Source organism: Pseudomonas sp. PDM14, from assembly GCF_014851905.1.
Lineage (GTDB): Bacteria > Pseudomonadota > Gammaproteobacteria > Pseudomonadales > Pseudomonadaceae > Aquipseudomonas.
The window spans coordinates 563,610-581,810 of record NZ_JACVAQ010000001.1 but is presented as its reverse complement, the minus strand read 5'-3'; the positions used below and the strand labels follow the sequence as shown (position 1 = coordinate 581,810).

Below are 18,201 nucleotides of genomic sequence, written 5' to 3'. Positions count from 1 at the left end.
AAGGCCGGCCGAGGCTGAAACAATGCCTCGGACTTTTGACCGGGGAGTAACGGGTGCAGATCCAGGGTTATTTCGATCTGCAGTTCGAGGCGCTCAGAGAAGCGTTCGCAGAACTGTTCAGCAATTCCCAGGAGCGTGGTGCCGCCTTGTGCGTCCAGGTCGGTGGCGAAACCGTCGTCGATCTGTGGGCGGGCACGGCCGACAAGGACGGTGACCAGGCCTGGCACAGCGATACCATCCTCAACCTGTTTTCCTGCACCAAGCCGTTCGCCGCCGTTGCCGCACTGCAACTGGTGGCGGAGGGCAAGCTGGATCTGGATGCACCGGTCGCCGAGTGGTGGCCCGAGTTTGCTGCCGCCGGTAAACAGCGCATTACCCCGCGCCAGTTACTTGGCCATACCGCCGGCTTGCCGGCATTGCGTGAGTTGCTGCCTGCCGAGGCCCTCTACGACTGGCAACAGATGACCGCCGCCCTGGCCGCCGAAGAACCCTGGTGGACGCCGGGTGAAGGCCACGGCTATGCGGCGATCACCTACGGCTGGCTGGTCGGTGAGCTGCTGCGTCGCGTCGATGGTCGCGGGCCGGGCGAATCGATCGGCGCACGCATCGCTGCGCCGCTCGACCTGGATTTCCATGTCGGCCTGGCCGACAGCGAGTTCGACCGGGTCGCACATATCGCCCGCAAGAAAGGCGACATGGGCGACGCCGCTGCGCAGCGCCTGCTCAAGTGCATGATGAGCGAGCCGAATGCCATGAGCACACGCGCTTTCGCCAACCCGCCGTCGATTCTCACCAGCACCAACAAGCCGGAATGGCGGCGCATGCAGCAGCCTGCGGCCAACGGCCATGGCAATGCGCGTTCGCTGGCGGGCTTCTATACCGGCCTGCTCGACGGCCGCCTGCTCGAAGCCGAACTGCTCAATGAAATGACCCGTGAACATGCCTGCGGCGACGACAAGACGCTGCTGACCCGTACCCGTCTCGGACTCGGCTGCATGCTCGATCAATCGCAGGTGGCCAACGCCACCTACGGCCTCGGCGCAAAAGCCTTCGGTCATCCAGGCGCTGGCGGCTCCGTCGGGTTCGCCGACCCGGAACGCGATGTCGCCTTTGCCTTCGTCACCAACAGCCTCGGCCCTTACGTATTGATGGACCCCCGCGCGCAGAAACTGGCGCGTGTACTGGGTGAATGCCTTTAACTTTTTAGGAATCGATCATGCCTGCACACTCCAAACTTCTCGTTCTGCTGTTCTGCGCCAGCCTCGCCGCCTGTGCCGGCAACTCGGACAAGCAGTCCGCCGACAGCGGCAAGAGCAGTTGGTGGCCGTTCGGCAGCAGTGAGAAGAAGGTTGCCGAGGCACCGCCGAAGATCGACAAGAAGGTCACTCACGCCTGGCTCGACGAGTACGAGCCGCGTCTGCGCGAAGCGCTGAAAGACACGCCGATGGAGCTGGAGCGCCGTGAGAACGTGCTGGTGGTGACCGCGCCGGTGCAAAGCTCGTTCAACCCGGACCGCCCGAGCATGTTGATGCCGGCGGTACTCGGCCCGTTCACCCGCGTGGCCAAGATGCTCGAGCAGGATCCGCTTACCGCCGTGCTGATCCTCGGCCACGCCGACAGCAGCGGCCAGCTGGAAGCCAACCGCAAGCTCAGCGAAGACCGTGCCAAGGCCGTCGCCTCGATCTTCCGCCTCAGCGGTCTGCAGCGTGATCGTCTGCTGCTGCGCGGCGTCGGCTCGGACATGCCGCGTGCGGCCAACGACAGCGCCGAAGGCCGCTCGCTGAACCGCCGCGTGGAAATCCTCCTGACCCCGCGTGAGACCCTGGTTGCGCTGCTCGCCCAGTACAGCCAGCCGACCGTAGCCAAAGCTGCCACAGATCAAGTCAGCAGCACCAAGGCCAAGTAAGCTGGGGCCATCAGTCTGAAGGAGAGCAGCATGGCCCAGTCCCTAGCCGACATGCGTCGCGACTACACCCGTGACGGGCTCAGCGAGGCGCAAGCCCCGGCCGAACCGTTTGCCCTGTTTCATCAGTGGTTCGGTGAGGCGGTGAAGACCGAGCAGTTGCCGGTCGAACCCAACGCGATGACGCTGGCCACCGTCGATGCCGACGGTCGCCCGCATTGCCGCGTGCTGTTGCTCAAGGGCCTCGACGAGCGCGGCTTCACCTTCTTCAGCAATTACGACAGCGCCAAGGGCGAGCAGCTGGCGGCGCGCCCGTTCGCTGCCATGACTTTCTTCTGGCCGAGCCTGGAGCGCCAGGTGCGCATCGAAGGGCGGGTGGAGAAGGTCACGGCCGAAGAGTCCGATACCTATTTTCAGGTGCGTCCGCTGGGCAGCCGCATCGGTGCCTGGGCGTCGCCGCAGAGTCGGGTGATTCGGGACCGTGCCGAGCTGGAAGGCTTGTTGGCCGAAACGGAAAAGCGCTTCCTCGATCGCGCTCCGCAGTGCCCGCGGCACTGGGGCGGCTATCGCCTGCTGCCCGAGCGCATCGAATTCTGGCAGGGCCGTTCCAGCCGTCTGCATGACCGTCTCAATTACCGGCAGGTGGAAAGTGGCTGGTTGCGCGAGCGTCTAGCCCCCTAAACTTAGCCTCCGACCCGGAGGCTCCCGCATGCTCGAACTCGACTCCACCCTGGCGCAGCACATCGTCGACCGGGCCATGGCCATTTTGCCGCACAACATCAATGTCATGGATGCCCAAGGCATGATCATCGGCAGTGGTGATCCGCAGCGCTTGCACACTCGCCACGAGGGCGCTCAGCTGGTGCTGGCCAACCGGCGGGTGGTGGAGATCGACGAACAAGCCGCTGCGTGCCTGCGCGGGGTCAAGCCTGGGGTCAATCTGCCGCTGCTGCATGCCGAGCAGCTGATTGGCGTGCTCGGCATCACCGGTGCGCCGGATACGGTGCGCCCGTATGCGGAACTGGTGCGCATGGCCGCCGAAATGCTGGTCGAGCAGCGCCAGCTACAGGCCGAGCGGCACTGGCAGCGGCACCAGTTGGAAACCTGGTTGCGCCAGCTGTCCGACTCCAGCGTCAGCCTCGCCCAGCTGGCCGCTGAAGCCGAGCGCATCGGCCTCGCATTGAGCTGGCCGCGGCAATTGGTGGTGCTGGAGCTGGGCGAGGAGGGCGAGCAGTCTCGTGTGCTGGCTGGACTGGCCGGCAAGGCGGAGCAATGCGGCCCGGTCGGGGTGCGCCAGCTGTTGCTGTGCCGCCCGTACCAGAGTGGTCGCGATGATGCCGGCTGGCTGGCGCAGTTCGATGCGCGCGCGGCCGGCATCCAGCGCCTGCTGCTCAGCGACGCACTGCATGACTTCAGCGACCTGCGCGAAGCAGCCCTGGCGCTGCGCAACCTGCAGGCGTACGCCCAGGTGCACAAGCCGGCGGAGCGCCTGCTGCGCCTGGACGATTATCGCCTGCAGGCACTGCTACACGGTCGCCGCAACGACTGGTCCCTGCAGCGCTGGCTGGCGCCGCTGCGCCGGGTGCTGGCGCAGGACGCCCAAGGTCAGCTGCGCGAAACACTGGCGGCCTGGTGCCGACACGACGGCCATCCGCAGGCGTGCGCCGACGAGCTGGGCATCCATCGCAACACGCTACGCTACAGGTTGGAGCGGATCGCCGAACTCAGCGGTCTGGACCTGGCCCGGCGCGATCAACGCCTGCTGTTCACGTTGGGCCTCGACCTGCTGGATGAATGATTGTGCAAGTGCACAAAAGGTCGATGGCAAGGGATAGTCGGTCCAGGGCGTTCGCATAGGGATTCCGCCACCCATGCCGTTCCACAATGGCGGCCCCTAATAACAACAATTGAGGAATAGGCCATGATCCTGGTCCTGATCCTGGTAGCGCTGATCGCGTTCATCGTGATGGCGACTACCCGTCTCAAGCTGCATCCCTTTCTCGCTTTACTTGCCGCCGCCTTCATCGCCGGCTTCGCCTACCAACTACCCAGCGCGGAAATCGTCAAGACCATCACCGGTGGTTTCGGCAGCATCCTGGGTTACATCGGTATCGTCATCGTCCTCGGCACCGTGATCGGCGTGATCCTCGAGCGCAGCGGTGCGGCCATCACCATGGCGGAAACCGTGATCAGGCTGCTCGGCGAGCGCTTCCCGACCCTGACCATGTCGATCATCGGCTACCTGGTGTCGATCCCGGTGTTCTGCGATTCCGGCTACGTCATTCTCAACTCGCTGAAGAACGCCCTGGCCGCCCGCATGAAGGTTTCGGTGGTGGCGATGAGCGTGGCTCTGGCAACCGGCCTCTACGCCACCCACACCTTTGTTCCGCCGACCCCGGGCCCGATCGCTGCGGCCGGTAACCTGGGCCTGGAATCCAGCCTCGGTCTGGTGATCGCGGTCGGCCTGGTGGTCTCGTTGGTCACTGCCCTGGCCGGCATGCTCTGGGCCAACCGCTTCATCGGCAAGGACATCGCGCTGGAAGACGACGGTCTGCCGCTGCCAGCCGCCGAGGACTTCGCCGAGCTGAGGGCGCGCTACGGCAAGCTGCCGAGTGCCTTCCAGGCTTTCGCGCCGATTTTCGTGCCGATCCTGCTGATCTGCCTGGGCTCGATCGCGGTATTCCCGAGCAAGCCGTTCGGCGATGGCTCCATCCTCACCACGCTGACCTTCCTCGGCCAGCCAGTGGTGGCTCTGCTGGTCGGCCTGGCGTTGGCCTGCACGCTGCTCAAGAGCGAGGCCAAGCGCAAGGAGTTCCATGATCACGTGGTCGAGGGCCTGGTTCAGGCCGCGCCGATTCTGCTGATCACCGGTGCCGGTGGTGCATTCGGCGCGATCCTCAAGGTCACGCCGTTGGGCGACTACCTGGGCAGCACCCTGTCGGCCCTGGGTATTGGCCTGTTCATGCCGTTCGTGGTCGCCGCTGCGCTGAAGAGCGCTCAGGGCTCGACCACCGTGGCGCTGGTCACCACCTCGGCACTGGTCGCGCCGATGCTCGGCCAACTCGGTCTGGACAGCGAGATGGGCCGCGTACTCACCGTGATGGCCATTGGCGCCGGCGCGATGACCGTGTCCCACGCCAACGACAGCTTCTTCTGGGTCGTCACCCAGTTCAGCCGCATGCCGGTGGCCGTGGCCTACCGCGCGCAGACCGTCGCCACCCTGATCCAGGGCTTGGCCGGCATCATCACCGTCTGGCTGCTCAGCCTGGTTCTGTTGTAATTGACTCGGCGGCGCGCTCCGGCGCGTCGCGTTCACTCAGGGTTTGTCATGAAGATCGTCATCGCTCCGGACTCTTTCAAGGAGAGTCTTTCCGCGCCCGACGTGGCGGCGGCCATCGCCCGCGGCTGGCAGCAGGTGTTTCCCGACGCGCAGGTACTGTTGCGGCCAATGGCCGACGGCGGCGAGGGTACGGTCGACGCCGTGCTCGCTGCCACCGGTGGCGAACGCCGCGAATGCACGGTGCGCGGGCCGCTCGGCGAACCGGTGCCGGCTCACTGGGGCTGGCTCGGCGAAGGCACCGCGGTGCTGGAAATGGCCGCTGCCAGTGGGTTGCACTGGGTGCCGCGCGAACGCCGTGACGCCACCATTACCAGCAGCTACGGCACCGGCGAGCTGATCCGCGCGGCGCTGGATGCCGGCGCCCGGCGCATCATCCTCGGCCTTGGCGGTAGCGCCACCAACGATGGCGGCTGCGGCCTGCTGCAGGGCCTCGGTGTGCGTTTCTTCGATGCCCACGACCGCGAGCTGCCGCCTGGTGGCGCGGCGCTGGCTCGTCTGGCGCGCATCGACGTCAGTGGCATGGACTCTCGCCTGTTGCAGGCGCGGGTGGAAATCGCTGCTGATGTCGACAACCCGTTGTGCGGCCCGCGCGGTGCTTCTCATGTGTTCGGCCCGCAGAAGGGCGCCAATGCGCAGCAGGTCGAAGCGCTGGATGCGGCCCTCGAGTGCTATGCACGCGTAGTGGCAGCGACGCTGGGTGAAGACCACAGCCAGCAGCCGGGCGTCGGCGCGGCAGGCGGCCTGGGTTTCGCCGCCAGGGCCTTCTTGCAGGCGAGCTTTCGCCCGGGTATCGAGTTGGTCGCCGAGCTGTCGGGTCTGGCCGAGGCGGTGCAGGGCGCCGATCTGGTGATTACCGGGGAAGGGCAGCTGGACTCCCAGAGCCTGCATGGCAAGACGCCGGTGGGCGTGGCGCGCGTGGCTCGCGCCGCAGGCGTGCCGGTCATCGCGCTGGCTGGCAGCCTCGGCGAAGGCTATCAGGCGGTGTACGCGGCGGGTATCGAGGCGGCTTTCAGCCTGACTTCCGGGCCGCAGAGCCTTGAGCAGGCCATGAGCGGTGCGGCGCTCGAGTTGCAGGCGCGGGCCTGTGATCTGGCCCGTTTGTGGCGGCTGGCGCGGGGCTAACCGCGGCGCTGCAGGTAGTCGCAGGCCGCCTGGTGCAGCCAGTCCTCCAGCTTGCCCCGGCGTATGCCTTGGGCCTTGGCCTGGGCCAGGCAATCGAGCATGTAGACCTGCATGGCCGGGTCACCGGCCGCCATCGACAGTGCCAGGTCGCGGTCCATCCAGCGGCGGATGCGCACGTAGATCCACCAGTGGAAGTACAGACCGGCGAAGGTGGTGATGGCGACTATGAAGTAGTCCATGGCGGAGTCTCGAAGAAATCGAAACCATCCTGCGCCAGGGCGTGACGACTGCCTACCGGACCCGATGTCGCACCCAGGCTCTGCACAACACGGCAACAGCGGGTGACAGGCGCGTGGCGCCGCTGTCTAATGGGTACTGCCTCATAACGGAGAGAATCCTATGCGTAATACCAAACTGTTGACTGCCCTGTTTCTCGGTCTGACCGTCGTATTGGGCGGCTGCGCATCCAACCTGTCCGGCGACAGCTACAGCCGCGACGAGGCGCGCAAGGTGCAGACCGTGCGCATGGGCACCATCGAATCCCTGCGCCCGGTGAAGATCGAGGGCACCAAGACCCCGATCGGCGCTGGCGCTGGCGCGGTGGTCGGCGGTGTCGCCGGTAGCGGTATCGGCGGCGGGCGTGGCTCGGCAGTGGCTGCGGTAATCGGCGCGGTGGCAGGCGGCCTGCTCGGCTCGATGACCGAAGAAGGCATCACCCGCACCCAGGGCGTGGAGATCACCGTGCGCGAGGACGACGGCACCCTGCGTGCCTATGTACAGCAAGTGCAGGAAAACGAGATATTCCGCGTCGGCGAACGCGTACGCATCATGAGTGTCGACGGTACCAGCCGCGTCGCGCACTGATGCGCTGATACGGCCATGCAGTGACAAGGCCCGGCAATCGCCGGGCCTTTCTGTTTGTGTCGCCCCTGGCGCCGATTAATGGCGGGGCATCATCCGTAACGCTCTTCAGGCAGGTGCAGGCATCTTCTCGCGCCCGCGCAGCAGGACAGTGAGCGATACCGTACCAAACTGCTTCCGTGGCGCGCCGTTCGAGATGGCTGAGTCTGCCAGCAGCGGCAGTACCTGCAGTACGCCAAAACGGCGCAGCTCGGCCGCCTGCTCGAGGTCGATTCTTCAGCGCTCAGAGCTCTCGCGGGCGCGTCGCGAATGTCGCCTGACAGGTGTGCGTCATCCACTCGATCAAGCGGTTCAGTCAGATGCACACCCCGTGGCTCGGCGCGGACGGCAAGTGCGCCTACTTCTGCCATTACCTGTATCCCCGAGGAGTGATGGCGGCCGAGGTATGGGTGAAGATGAGGCTCCAGAAGCACGGCATCACCCTGGCGCTGTTTCTGTTCCCCGATGCCCCCTTTGCAGGCATGTCGCAGCAAGGGCACGTTGGGAGAGACGGCAGCTGCAGAGCGGTTCAAGACACTGGCGTAATCTATTCTCGGCCTGGGTCAAAGACGCTATGCACAATGTAATAATTTATCCAGGACTTGCTTCTGATAGTTAGGGATAATCGCTGCCAGCCTTTCGCCGTCAATGGATCGGTACGCGAGGACAGAGAAGATTTGCCCCGGTCGTGTGTGACCCGGGCCTGGGACAGGGGAGATTCATGGAGCTGTTGCTCATCGTCATACTGCCGTTTCTCGGCATCTTCCTGCCTGTCCTGCTCGAACGCCATGGCCGCCTGGCCAGCAGTTTCGCCGCTGCCGTGGCGCCGCTGCTGGGCCTGATCATCCTGCTGTGGTTGGCACCACGGATTTTTGCCGGCGAAGTGCTGCTGGTCTCGCAGCCTTGGCTGACGCAGCTGGGTTTCAATCTGTCGCTGCGCCTCGACGGCCTGTCCTTTCTCTTCGCATTGCTGATCCTCGGCATCGGTCTGCTGGTGATTCTCTACGCGCGCTATTACCTCTCCCAGCGCGAGGCGATAGGCCGGTTCTTCGCCTATTTCCTGCTGTTCATGGGTGCCATGCTTGGCGTGGTGCTGTCGGAAAACCTGCTGCTGATGCTGACGTTCTGGGAGCTGACCAGCCTGTCGTCGTTCCTCCTGATCGGCTTCTGGAGCAACAACAGCGAGGCGCGCCAGGGCGCGCGCATGGCGCTGGCGGTGACCGGTGGCGGCGGGCTGGCGCTGCTCGCCGGCATCCTGCTGATCGGTCACATCGTCGGCAGCTTCGAGCTGAGCGTGGTGCTGGCGTCGGCCGAGCTGATCCACACCCACGCCCTGTATCCGGTGGCACTGGTGCTGGTGCTGCTCGGCGCGTTCACCAAGTCGGCACAGTTTCCGTTCCACTTCTGGCTGCCCCATGCGATGTCGGCGCCGACCCCGGTGTCGGCGTACCTGCATTCGGCGACCATGGTCAAGGCCGGCGTGTTTCTGCTGGCGCGGCTGTATCCGGCGCTGGCCGGCACCGACCTGTGGTTCCAGCTCGTCGCCATGACCGGTCTGGCGACCCTGTTGTTCGGCGCCTTCATGGCGCTGTTCCAGCACGACCTCAAGGGCCTGCTGGCCTACTCGACGATCAGCCACCTGGGCCTGATCGTTCTGCTGCTGGGCCTCGACTCGCAGCTGTCCAACGTCGCCGCAGTGTTCCACATCATCAACCACGCGACCTTCAAGGCTTCGCTGTTCATGGCCGCGGGCATCATCGATCACGAGACCGGCAGCCGCGACCTGCGCCGCCTAAGCGGGCTGTGGAAGTACATGCCGCACACGGCCGTGCTGGCGATGGTGGCGTCGTCGGCGATGGCCGGTGTGCCGTTGCTCAACGGCTTCCTGAGCAAGGAAATGTTCTTCGGCGAGACCCTGCAGGAGGCGCTGGAAGGCAGTTTCTTCAACTGGATGATTCCGGTCGCCGCCACCGTCGCGGCGGTGTTCTCGGTGGCCTATTCGCTGCGCTTCATCCACGACGTGTTCTTCAACGGCGAGCCGAGGAAGGACCTGCCCAACTATCCGCCGCACGAGCCGCCGCGCTACATGAAGGTGCCGGTGGAAGTGCTGGTGTTCCTCTGCATGCTGGTGGGCATGCTGCCGGCCTACACGGTCGCGCCGCTGCTGGCTGTAGCCGCTCAAGCCAGCCTCGGCGGCGCTTTGCCTGAATACAGCCTGGCGATCTGGCACGGCTTCAATTTCCCGCTGATGATGAGCTGCGTGGCGCTGGTCGGCGGTGTGCTGATCTACATCGGCCGCAAACCATTGTTCCGCTGGTACGAAGCACTGCCGAAGTGGAATGCCCGGGAGCTGTTCGAACAGGCGGTGCAGCGTCTGGTGGCGGCTGCCACCTGGCTCACCGCACTGCTGGAGAATGGCTCGCTGCAGCGCTACCTGGCGTTGCTGCTGCTCAGCGCCCTGGTGCTGACGGTGGTGACCCTGGCGCCGATGCCACAGCTGGTTGGAGATCGTCCGCTCACGCCCCTGGATGGCATCACTGCCCTGGGCATGCTGGTGCTGGCGGTGAGCAGCGTCCTCACCGCGGTCTTCCATCGCCAGCGCCTGATCGCGCTGCTGATCCTCGGTGTCGGCGGCCTGATGGTGGCGCTGGCCTTCGCCCGTTTCTCCGCCCCGGATCTGGCCCTGACCCAACTGGTGGTGGAAGTGGTGACCATCATTCTGCTGATGTTGGCACTGTATTACCTGCCGTCGGTATCGCCGCCGGAGAGCTCCAGCCTGCGTGTGCTGCGCGACCTCCTCCTGGCGGGTGCCGGTGGCACCATGATCGGCATGCTGGCCTACGCCGTGCTGACTCGCGGTTACGATACCGGCATCGCCGAATTCTTCCTCGCCAACGCCGTCAGCGGCGGCGGTGGCACCAACGTAGTCAACGTGATTCTGGTGGACTTCCGCGGCTTCGATACGCTGGGCGAGATTACCGTGCTGGCCATCGCCGCAGTGGGTGTCATCGCCATGCTCGACGGCCTGCGCATGGTCAATCCCACGTGTGATCCGCAGGGCCGGCGCTGGGCCTTGGCGAAGAACCCGCTGATCCTGATGACCCTGTCGCGCCTGCTGCTGCCGTTGGCGCTGCTGATTTCCGCGTTCATCTTCCTGCGCGGCCACAACCTGCCGGGCGGCGGCTTCATCGCCGGGCTGATCACCGCCGTGGCACTGGCCCTGCAGTACATCGCCAACGGCGTGGCCTGGATGGAGCAGCGCATGCCGCTCAATTACCAGCGTATGGCCGGTGCCGGTGTGCTGATTGCCACGTTCACCGGGCTTGGCAGCCTGGTGTTTGATCGCTCATTCCTGACCTCGGCATTCGGCCATTTCGAGCTGCCACTGGTGGGTGAAGTCGAGTTGGCCACGGCCATGCTCTTCGACCTCGGCGTGTACCTGACGGTGATCGGCGCCACGCAGATGATGCTGGTCAACCTGGGCAAGCTGGCCCTGTCCCCACCCGCGAGCAGGGAGATTCACTGATGGAAGCGTTGTTCGCCGTGACCCTCGGCCTGCTGGCGGCCAGTGGCATCTACCTGTTACTGCGCGCCCGCACCTTCTCCGTCGTGCTGGGCCTGACGCTGCTGTCATACGCGGTCAACCTGTTCCTGTTCGCCATGGGCCGCCTGAGCGGCGATGCCGCGGTGCTGGGCATGGACGGCGCTCCGGGCGATCCGCTACCGCAGGCGCTGGTGCTGACCGCTATCGTCATCGGCTTCGCCATGACCGCTTTCGTCGTGGTCCTGGCTCTGCGCGGCGTGGCCAACCTCGGCAGCGACCATGTCGACGGTCGGCCCAATGCCCCGGTGGATGAGGAGCAGCCGCGTTGAACCACTTGATCATCCTGCCGATCCTGGTGCCGCTGCTGGTCGGCGCCCTGTTGCTGGTGCTGCCCTCGCACGAGCGGCTGAAGCGCACCCTGTCGCTGCTCGCCACCCTGGCCCTGGTGCCAGTCGCACTGCTGCTCATCCAGCAGGCCGACGCCGGCCAGGTGCGCGTGTATGCCCTGGGAGACTGGCGCCCGCCGTTCGGCATCGTCCTGCTGCTCGACCGCCTCAGTGCCCTGTTGCTGCTGACCACTGCGGTGCTCGGCAGCGCGGTGGTGCTCTACGCCCTGCGTGGTGACGACCGCCGCGGCCCGCGCTTCCATGCGCTGCTGCAGTTCCAGTTGCTGGGCATCAACGGCTCGTTCCTCACGGGCGACCTGTTCAACCTGTTCGTGTTCTTCGAGATCCTGCTGATCGCCTCCTACGCGCTGCTGCTTTACGGGCGCAGTGCCGAGCGGGTGAGGGCGGGGCTGCACTACGTCATCCTCAACCTGGCCGGCTCGGCGTTGTTCCTTATCGCGCTGGGGTTGATCTACGGCATCAGCGGCACGCTGAACATGGCCGATCTGTCGATCCGCGCGGCCAGCGTGACCGGCGACCGCGTGCCGCTGCTGGGCGCCGGTGGATTGCTGCTGTTGCTGGTGTTCTCGCTGAAGGCGGCGTTGCTACCCCTGTACTTCTGGTTGCCGCGTGCCTATGCGGCGGCCAGTGCGCCGGTGGCGGCCCTGTTCGCGATCATGACCAAGGTCGGCATCTACGCGATCCTGCGCGTGTGCACGCTGATCTTCGGTGAGGACGCCGGCGAACTGGCCAACCTGGCCCAGGCCTGGCTCTGGCCCATGGCCCTGGCCACGGTGGCGCTTGGGGCGATTGGCGCACTGGCGGCCCGCAGCCTGCAGAGCGTGCTGGCCTATCTGGTGCTGGTCTCCGCCGGCACGCTGCTGGCGGCGGTCGCCATTGGCACGCCTGGAGCCCACGCGGCGGCGCTGTATTACCTGATGCACAGCACCTGGGTCGCCGGTGGCCTGTTCCTGCTCGCCGACCTGATCGTCCGCCAGCGTGGCGACAAGGCGGCCCACCTGGTGTCGGGGCCGGCGCTGGCACATCCTGCGCTGCTCGGCACACTGTTCTTCTTCGGCGCCGTGGCGGTGGTCGGCCTGCCGCCGCTGTCCGGTTTCCTTGGCAAGCTCATGCTGCTCAACGCGGCGCCTTCGGTGGCGCTGTGGAGTGTGCTGTTGCTCGGCGGTTTTGCGGCGCTGCTGGCCATGAGTCGAGCCGGCAGCGTGCTGTTCTGGCGTGTTGAGGGTGGTCCGTTCGAGCACGCCGAGCTGGACGGTGGCCGGCTGTTCGCGACCCTGCTGCTGCTGGGCAGCGCCTTGCTGCTGGTGCTGCTGGCCAAGCCACTGCTCGACTACACCGCCGCCATGTCCATCCAGCTGCACGACGTGGCGGCCTATCGGGCGATCATCGAGGAGAGCCGGCCATGAACCGACTGCTACCGCATCCAGCGCAGAGCCTGCTGCTGTGGCTGACCTGGATGCTCCTGGTCGACTCCTTCGCCCTCGGCCAGTGGCTGCTCGGCGGTGTGCTGGCGTTGCTGATTCCGCTGGTCTGTAACCGCCTGCTGGTGGAGCACCCGCGGCACTGGAAGCCGCTCAAGCTGCTGAGTTTTCTGTTCATGGTGATGGGTGACATCCTGGTCGCCAACTTCCAGGTGGCGCGCCTCACCCTCGGCCGTATCCGCGAGTTGCGCCCGGCCTTCATCGAAGTCCCCATCGACCTGGAAAACGAGCTGGCCATCAGCATTCTGGTCAGCGTGGTCTCGCTGACCCCCGGCTCGCTGGCGGCTGACCTCAGCGCAGACCGCAACACCCTGCTGGTCCACGGCCTCGACGTGCCGGACGCGCAGGTGATGATCGACGAGATCAAGCAGCGCTACGAGGCCCCGCTGAAGGAGATTTTCCCATGCTCGCCTACGTGATCCCTGTCTGCCTGACGATGCTCGCCCTGGCCCTGCTGCTGGCTGTCGCGCGCCTGGTCAAGGGCCCCAGCCTGCCGGACCGGGCGCTGGCGCTGGACACGCTGTACATCAACGCCATCGCCCTGATCATCCTCTATGGCATCTGGAAGGGCACCGAGCTGTTCTTCGAGGTTGCCCTGCTGATTGCCGTGCTGGGTTTCGTCAGCACCGTGGCGGTGGCCAAGTACATGCTGCGCGGAGACATCATCGAATGAACCTGTGGCTGGAAATTCTCGTGTCGGTGCTGCTTCTGCTGGGCAGCGGTTTCGTTCTGATCGGTACGATCGGCCTGTACCGCCTGCCGGACTTCTTCACCCGCCTGCACGGCCCGACCAAGGCCACCACCCTGGGCATCGGCGGCATGGTGCTGGCCTCGCTGATCTTCTTCAGCGTCGGTGCGCACAGCCTCAGTTCCCACGAACTGCTGATCAGCCTGTTCCTGTTCATCAGCGCCCCGGTCAGCGCCTACATGCTGGCCAAGGCCGCGGTGCTGCAGCAACTGCCGCTGGAGCCGAAGACCCGCGGCAAGCCCTGGGAGCAGTAGCGATTGCGCAGGCGCTGGTTGCGCCGATCCGGTAACGCGGGTGTAAGGCTCCAGCCATCCCGCATAGCATCTGGCAGACCGCCCCATGGAAGAGCATTTTCTCCAGTCTTCATACCGCGAGAAGTTGGTTGAGCATCTGTTGATCGGAGAGCTGCTGAAGCACTCCTGGAAAACAAAGGATTTCAGCCTCGAGATTTCAAAGCCTGAAGTCGACAGGTCGGGTTACGACCTCATAGCCGAAGCAAATGGCTACATCCGACATATTCAGCTCAAGGCCTCTTTTGTCGGTTCAAGCACTGCGCAGCAGAACATCCATGTGTCGTTAGCAAAGAAGCCATCGGGATGTGTGGTGCTGGTTTATTTCAACTGCGAAACGCTTGAACTTGGACCGTTCCTTTATTACGGCGCTGCGCCAGGTCAACCATTGCCAAGCTTGGAAAGCATGAAAGTTGCCAAACACAGCAAAGGCAACGCACAAGGGGCTAAAGCTGAAAGACCTAACATTCGGGTTTTGAAGAAGGCTCTTTTCATCGAGTTCAAAGATATCCAGGGTTTATACCGGCAGCTCTTCGTGGGCGACTGAGTTCACTCAAGCGTTCGCGACATTCACGCTCAGATCTTTTCCCGCACAGTTTTTGCCCCCTGCTGTGCCTGTCGCCCCAAGGCCGCGCGCCCTACACTGGGTTTTTGATGCGGAGGTGGTAATGGTCGGGCAAGGGCGGTTGTTCGCGATGGCGTGCCTGGTGCTGGCCATGGCGCTGTGGGGCAGCTCCTTCATCGCCCTCAAGTTCGCCTTCGCCGAGTTGCCGCCGATGTGGGTGATCTTCGGCCGCATGGCACTCGGCAGCCTGGTGTTTCTGCTGGCCTGGCGCTGGCGCGGTCGCCTCGAATACCGCCGGGGCGACTGGCGTTACCTGCTGGCTCTCGCCGCGTGCGAACCCTGCCTGTACTTCATCTTCGAAGCCCTCGCGCTGCAGAACACCAGCGCCACCCAGGCCGGCATGATCACCTCGCTGCTGCCCTTGCTGGTGGCCATGGGCGCATTCGTCTTCCTGCACGAGCGCGTGGCGCGCAGCACCTGGGCGGGCTTTCTGCTGGCGGTGGCCGGGGCGATCTGGCTGAGCCTGGCCAGCGAGGCGGATGCCAGCGCGCCGGCGCCATTGCTGGGCAACTTCTACGAATTCGTCGCGATGCTCTGTGCCACCAGCTACACGCTGCTTCTGAAGTTTCTCTCCGAGCGCTACTCGCCGTTCATTCTCACCGCCATGCAGGCGTTCATCGGCTCGCTGTTCTTCCTGCCGCTGGCGCTGGCCACCGAGCCGCTGCCGACCCAGTTCAGCCTGCTCGGCGTCGGCTCGGTGATCTACCTGGGCCTGGTGGTAACGGTCGGTGCCTACGGCCTCTACAACTTCGGCGTCAGCCGCCTGCCGGCCAGCCAGGCCTCCGGCTTCACCAACCTGCTGCCGGTGTTCACCCTGATCTTCGCCGCAGTGCTGCTCGGCGAAAGCCTGACACCGGTGCAATACGCCGCCGCAGCGCTGGTGTTCGCCGGCGTGGCGTTGAGCCAGTGGCGCACCACGACCCCGCCGCCCGCCGGGATTCTCGACTGAGGAGATAGGCATGCACGACAGCCGTCAGTGGACCCGTGAAGCGCTGCGCATCATCGAGGCGGACTTCCAGCGCAGTGCCGACACCCACCTGATTCCGCTAGAACTGCCGGGCCTGCCCGGCGTCGAGCTGTACTTCAAGGACGAATCGAGCCACCCCACCGGCAGCCTCAAGCACCGCCTGGCGCGCTCGCTGTTCCTCTATACGTTGTGCAACGGCTGGCTCAGGCCCGGTGCGCCGGTGATCGAAGCCTCCAGCGGCTCCACGGCCATCTCCGAGGCCTACTTCGCGCGCCTGCTCGGCCTGCCGTTCATTGCCGTGGTGCCGGCCGGCACGGCCCGGGAAAAACTCGCGCAGATCGCCTTCTACGGCGGGCAGACGCACCTGGTCGACGACCCCACCCAGATCCATGCCGAATCGCTGCGCCTGGCTGCGGCCAGTGGCGGGCACTTCATGGACCAGTTCACCTTTGCCGAGCGCGCCACCGACTGGCGGGCGAACAACAACATCGCCGAATCGATCTTCCAGCAGATGCGCCACGAGCGTTTCCCCGAGCCAAGCTGGCTGGTGTCCAGCCCCGGCACCGGCGGCACGCTGGCGACCCTGGGTCGCTACGTGCGCTATCGCCAACACCCGACACGGGTACTCGGCGCCGATGCCGAGCGCTCGGTGTTCTTCGACAGCTACGTCAGTGGCGAGCGCAACCTGACCCTGGACTGCGGCTCGCGTATCGAAGGCATCGGCCGGCCGCGGGTCGAGCCGTCATTCATGCCGCAGGTGCTCGACGCCATGTGCAAGGTGCCGGACGCGCTGTCGCTGGCGGCCATGCACTACCTGGCCCAGCGCCTCGGCCGACGGGTCGGCGGTTCCAGCGGCACCAACCTGATCGGCGCGCTGCTGGTGGCGCAGCAGATGGTGCGGCAGGGCGAGCAAGGTTCTGTGGTGGCGATTCTCTGCGACAGCGGCGAACGCTACGCCACCAGCTATTACGACAATGCCTGGCTGACCGCCCAGGGCTACGACCTGGCGCCGCTGATCCAGCGTGTGGCCGCGTGCGCGGAGCAGGGCCAGGCGCTCGACCACCAGATTCCCCGTGCAGGAGACCTGCGATGACTGACACCCGCCGCCTGGCGCGTGCCGACGATGTGCCGGCCATGGCCGCCTTCATCTTCGAACATGGGCCAAACCCCTGGAACTACCTGCCCGAGGAAGCCGTGCTCGGTCACCTGCACGGCATCGTCGAAGGTCAGGTGCAGGCGCTGCTCGCCGAACAGGAGGGGCGCCTGGCTGGCTTCGTCACCTTCCTGCACAGCAGCAACTTCACCCGCTACCAACCAGCGACCCGGCGTGACCTGCCCCAGGCCTACGTCGGCGAGGCCGTGGTGCACCGCGAGCTGGCGGGGCAGGGCATCGGTTCGCGGCTGTTGCGTGAGGTGTTGGAGACGTTGCGTGAGCAGGGCGTGTACGACGTCTACATCGAGCGCCACGAGGAGAACCTCGGCTCCGCCGGGATGATGCGCAAGGCCGGCTTCAACGAAGTCGAGACCTTCGCCGACCCCAACCGCCGCGCCACTGGCTCACGCCGCACCACGCTCTGCTATCGGCAGCTGTAGCGTTCGCTCTGTTCGTTTGGGCCTGCTGGGTAAGGGGCCGGATGCGGAGCGGTCGAGCAGAACGGGGCCGATCCAATGTCGGCGGGGTGCCGTACCAGACCAAGAAGTGAGCGATTTCGGCCCGCTTCTATTCGTGCTGCATGAGATGCCTGGGCAAAGTAGACGCTCAGCTTTCCGGCGACGTATCCGGCTCTTGGGCTGTCTCGGCCGCCAACTTCAAGCGGTCGGCTTTGCTGATGTACTTGTTTTTACTCTTCGGCGCCAGTTTGGCACTGGCCTTCTTGGCGTGAGCTTTCAAAAGCTGGTTTATCTTTTTACGACGGTTCATGGTTATTACTTTGCTTGCTCACGTTGTTATGGAGAATGCTTCAGGGCTAATTAGCTCTTTCACTCGAATGCGTCCCACAAAGACTATTTCCTGTGTTGATTCGCTACCGTGATACCTAGCCAGTATTTCCTCGCGCGTTTAATCGTTAACGACATTTCATGATTGACTGCTAATGCTTGACACGAGAGGCGCTGACCGGCTTGCCGGGCAGCGTCCTCTCGATGGAAGGGTTAGACGCCAGATGGTGGCACGCAAGTGACCTTGAGTTCACGCCTTCCGATCCATTGGGTGGTTTGCTCCGTTGCTGAGCGAGACATGCTCAATCTCAAAGGGATTCACGCCTTCCAGGCACCCCACGTTGTAGCCGTACTCGTTTGGATTCGAGCGACGCTGGTGATGCGTGTAGATGCCACAGTTTGAACAGAAGTAGTGGCGAGTTACCTTTGTGTTGAATTGGTATTCCTTCAGCGATGACTCGCCTTGCATCACCTTCAGTCCATTCTTTGGAACTGAGCCAATGATTGCGCCTTTTCTTTTGCACATGGAGCAATTGCATCTAAGCGGATTGACGATTCCGTTCGGAAGGTCGAGCTCCAATACGACAGTGCCGCAATGACAGGATGCCCTGTGCTTCTCTTGGATCTTCGTATCGCCAACACTCTTGATCATTGGGGTTCCTCGGGGAGCGAGACTTCTGGCGTCTAACCCTTGGCTAAGGGGCGGGCTGTAGCCCGTTCCAGCGAACGGAGTGAGCGCATTGTGATGCACTACGCCACACCGATGTTTAAGGCTGCGAGAAGAATGGCTGATGCTGAGCACCAAGTGCAAACTCGAGCAGACCAGAAGTAAAAAACTGAGATGCCTTGAGTGGCTATTGATTTTGGAAAGCCAACCCACGGAAGCAGATAACGTGCGTTGAGGGTTGATACCGTACTGCTAATGCCGAGAGCCGG

At 64.5% G+C, this 18,201-nt stretch carries 19 protein-coding genes and 1 pseudogene; 17 read left to right on the top strand and 3 right to left on the bottom strand.

Translation table 11 applies throughout. The annotated features are described in order from the left end of the window. The first annotated feature begins 53 nt into the window (after positions 1–53). From IB229_RS02635 to IB229_RS02610, 6 genes and pseudogenes are all read left to right on the top strand, one after another. Positions 54–1,199, top strand: a complete 1,146-nt coding sequence (locus IB229_RS02635) for a serine hydrolase domain-containing protein (RefSeq protein ID WP_192324675.1) — start codon at positions 54–56, stop codon at positions 1,197–1,199. 17 nt (positions 1,200–1,216) lie between these two features. Then, a pseudogene (locus tag IB229_RS02630) lies at positions 1,217–1,864 on the top strand (OmpA family protein); the annotation flags it as partial. 72 nt (positions 1,865–1,936) lie between these two features. After that, on the top strand, positions 1,937–2,584 hold the full coding sequence (gene pdxH, locus IB229_RS02625) for a pyridoxamine 5'-phosphate oxidase (RefSeq protein WP_192324671.1): 648 nt from the start codon (positions 1,937–1,939) through the stop codon (positions 2,582–2,584). Between the two features lie 28 nt (positions 2,585–2,612). Further along, positions 2,613–3,701, top strand: coding sequence for a sugar diacid recognition domain-containing protein (locus tag IB229_RS02620; protein WP_192324669.1), 1,089 nt, complete (start codon positions 2,613–2,615; stop codon positions 3,699–3,701). A 123-nt stretch (positions 3,702–3,824) separates the two neighbouring features. Next, complete coding sequence (locus IB229_RS02615) at positions 3,825–5,183, top strand: GntP family permease (protein ID WP_192324667.1); 1,359 nt, start codon at positions 3,825–3,827, stop codon at positions 5,181–5,183. A 48-nt stretch (positions 5,184–5,231) separates the two neighbouring features. Then, a complete protein-coding gene (locus IB229_RS02610) occupies positions 5,232–6,365 on the top strand; it encodes a glycerate kinase (protein ID WP_192324665.1) in 1,134 nt (377 codons plus the stop codon). Here the strand turns inward: IB229_RS02610 and IB229_RS02605 are convergent. Next, the gene (locus IB229_RS02605; protein ID WP_192324663.1) at positions 6,362–6,604 is read right to left on the bottom strand and encodes a hypothetical protein; all 243 of its coding nucleotides are present in this window, start codon (positions 6,602–6,604) and stop codon (positions 6,362–6,364) included. The two genes, IB229_RS02610 and IB229_RS02605, sit on opposite strands and share 4 nt — an antisense overlap. Before the next feature lie 160 nt (positions 6,605–6,764). Here IB229_RS02605 and IB229_RS02600 point away from each other — a divergent pair, with 160 nt between their 5' ends. From IB229_RS02600 to IB229_RS02550, 11 genes are all read left to right on the top strand, one after another. Further along, positions 6,765–7,229, top strand: a complete 465-nt coding sequence (locus IB229_RS02600; protein ID WP_192324661.1) for a glycine zipper 2TM domain-containing protein — start codon at positions 6,765–6,767, stop codon at positions 7,227–7,229. 757 nt (positions 7,230–7,986) lie between these two features. After that, entirely contained in the window at positions 7,987–10,791 is a 2,805-nt protein-coding gene (locus IB229_RS02595; protein ID WP_192324659.1) for a monovalent cation/H+ antiporter subunit A, read from the top strand. After that, positions 10,791–11,138, top strand: a complete 348-nt coding sequence (locus tag IB229_RS02590; protein WP_192324657.1) for a Na+/H+ antiporter subunit C — start codon at positions 10,791–10,793, stop codon at positions 11,136–11,138. The genes IB229_RS02595 and IB229_RS02590 overlap by 1 nt, the downstream gene beginning before the upstream one ends. Continuing rightward, on the top strand, positions 11,135–12,622 hold the full coding sequence (locus IB229_RS02585) for a monovalent cation/H+ antiporter subunit D (RefSeq protein WP_192324654.1): 1,488 nt from the start codon (positions 11,135–11,137) through the stop codon (positions 12,620–12,622). The genes IB229_RS02590 and IB229_RS02585 overlap by 4 nt, the downstream gene beginning before the upstream one ends. Further along, the gene (locus IB229_RS02580) at positions 12,619–13,116 is read left to right on the top strand and encodes a Na+/H+ antiporter subunit E (RefSeq protein ID WP_192324652.1); all 498 of its coding nucleotides are present in this window, start codon (positions 12,619–12,621) and stop codon (positions 13,114–13,116) included. Before IB229_RS02585 ends, IB229_RS02580 begins: the two co-directional genes overlap by 4 nt. Beyond that, positions 13,101–13,370, top strand: coding sequence for a K+/H+ antiporter subunit F (locus IB229_RS02575; protein WP_192324650.1), 270 nt, complete (start codon positions 13,101–13,103; stop codon positions 13,368–13,370). Before IB229_RS02580 ends, IB229_RS02575 begins: the two co-directional genes overlap by 16 nt. Further along, entirely contained in the window at positions 13,367–13,699 is a 333-nt protein-coding gene (locus IB229_RS02570; RefSeq protein WP_192324648.1) for a Na+/H+ antiporter subunit G, read from the top strand. Before IB229_RS02575 ends, IB229_RS02570 begins: the two co-directional genes overlap by 4 nt. 85 nt (positions 13,700–13,784) lie before the next feature. Further along, on the top strand, positions 13,785–14,282 hold the full coding sequence (locus tag IB229_RS02565; RefSeq protein ID WP_192324646.1) for a hypothetical protein: 498 nt from the start codon (positions 13,785–13,787) through the stop codon (positions 14,280–14,282). Between the two features lie 121 nt (positions 14,283–14,403). Beyond that, complete coding sequence (locus IB229_RS02560) at positions 14,404–15,309, top strand: DMT family transporter (protein ID WP_192324643.1); 906 nt, start codon at positions 14,404–14,406, stop codon at positions 15,307–15,309. 10 nt (positions 15,310–15,319) lie between these two features. Next, positions 15,320–16,420, top strand: coding sequence for a PLP-dependent cysteine synthase family protein (locus IB229_RS02555; protein WP_192324641.1), 1,101 nt, complete (start codon positions 15,320–15,322; stop codon positions 16,418–16,420). Further along, positions 16,417–16,920, top strand: coding sequence for a GNAT family N-acetyltransferase (locus IB229_RS02550; RefSeq protein WP_192324639.1), 504 nt, complete (start codon positions 16,417–16,419; stop codon positions 16,918–16,920). The genes IB229_RS02555 and IB229_RS02550 overlap by 4 nt, the downstream gene beginning before the upstream one ends. Positions 16,921–17,086: 166 nt before the next feature. On the opposite strand, the gene IB229_RS02545 is transcribed toward IB229_RS02550, so the two are convergent. After that, on the bottom strand, positions 17,087–17,248 hold the full coding sequence (locus IB229_RS02545) for a DUF2986 domain-containing protein (protein ID WP_192324637.1): 162 nt from the start codon (positions 17,246–17,248) through the stop codon (positions 17,087–17,089). Positions 17,249–17,515: 267 nt separating this feature from the next. Next, the gene (locus IB229_RS02540; RefSeq protein WP_192324635.1) at positions 17,516–17,917 is read right to left on the bottom strand and encodes a GFA family protein; all 402 of its coding nucleotides are present in this window, start codon (positions 17,915–17,917) and stop codon (positions 17,516–17,518) included. Positions 17,918–18,201 lie beyond the last annotated feature (284 nt).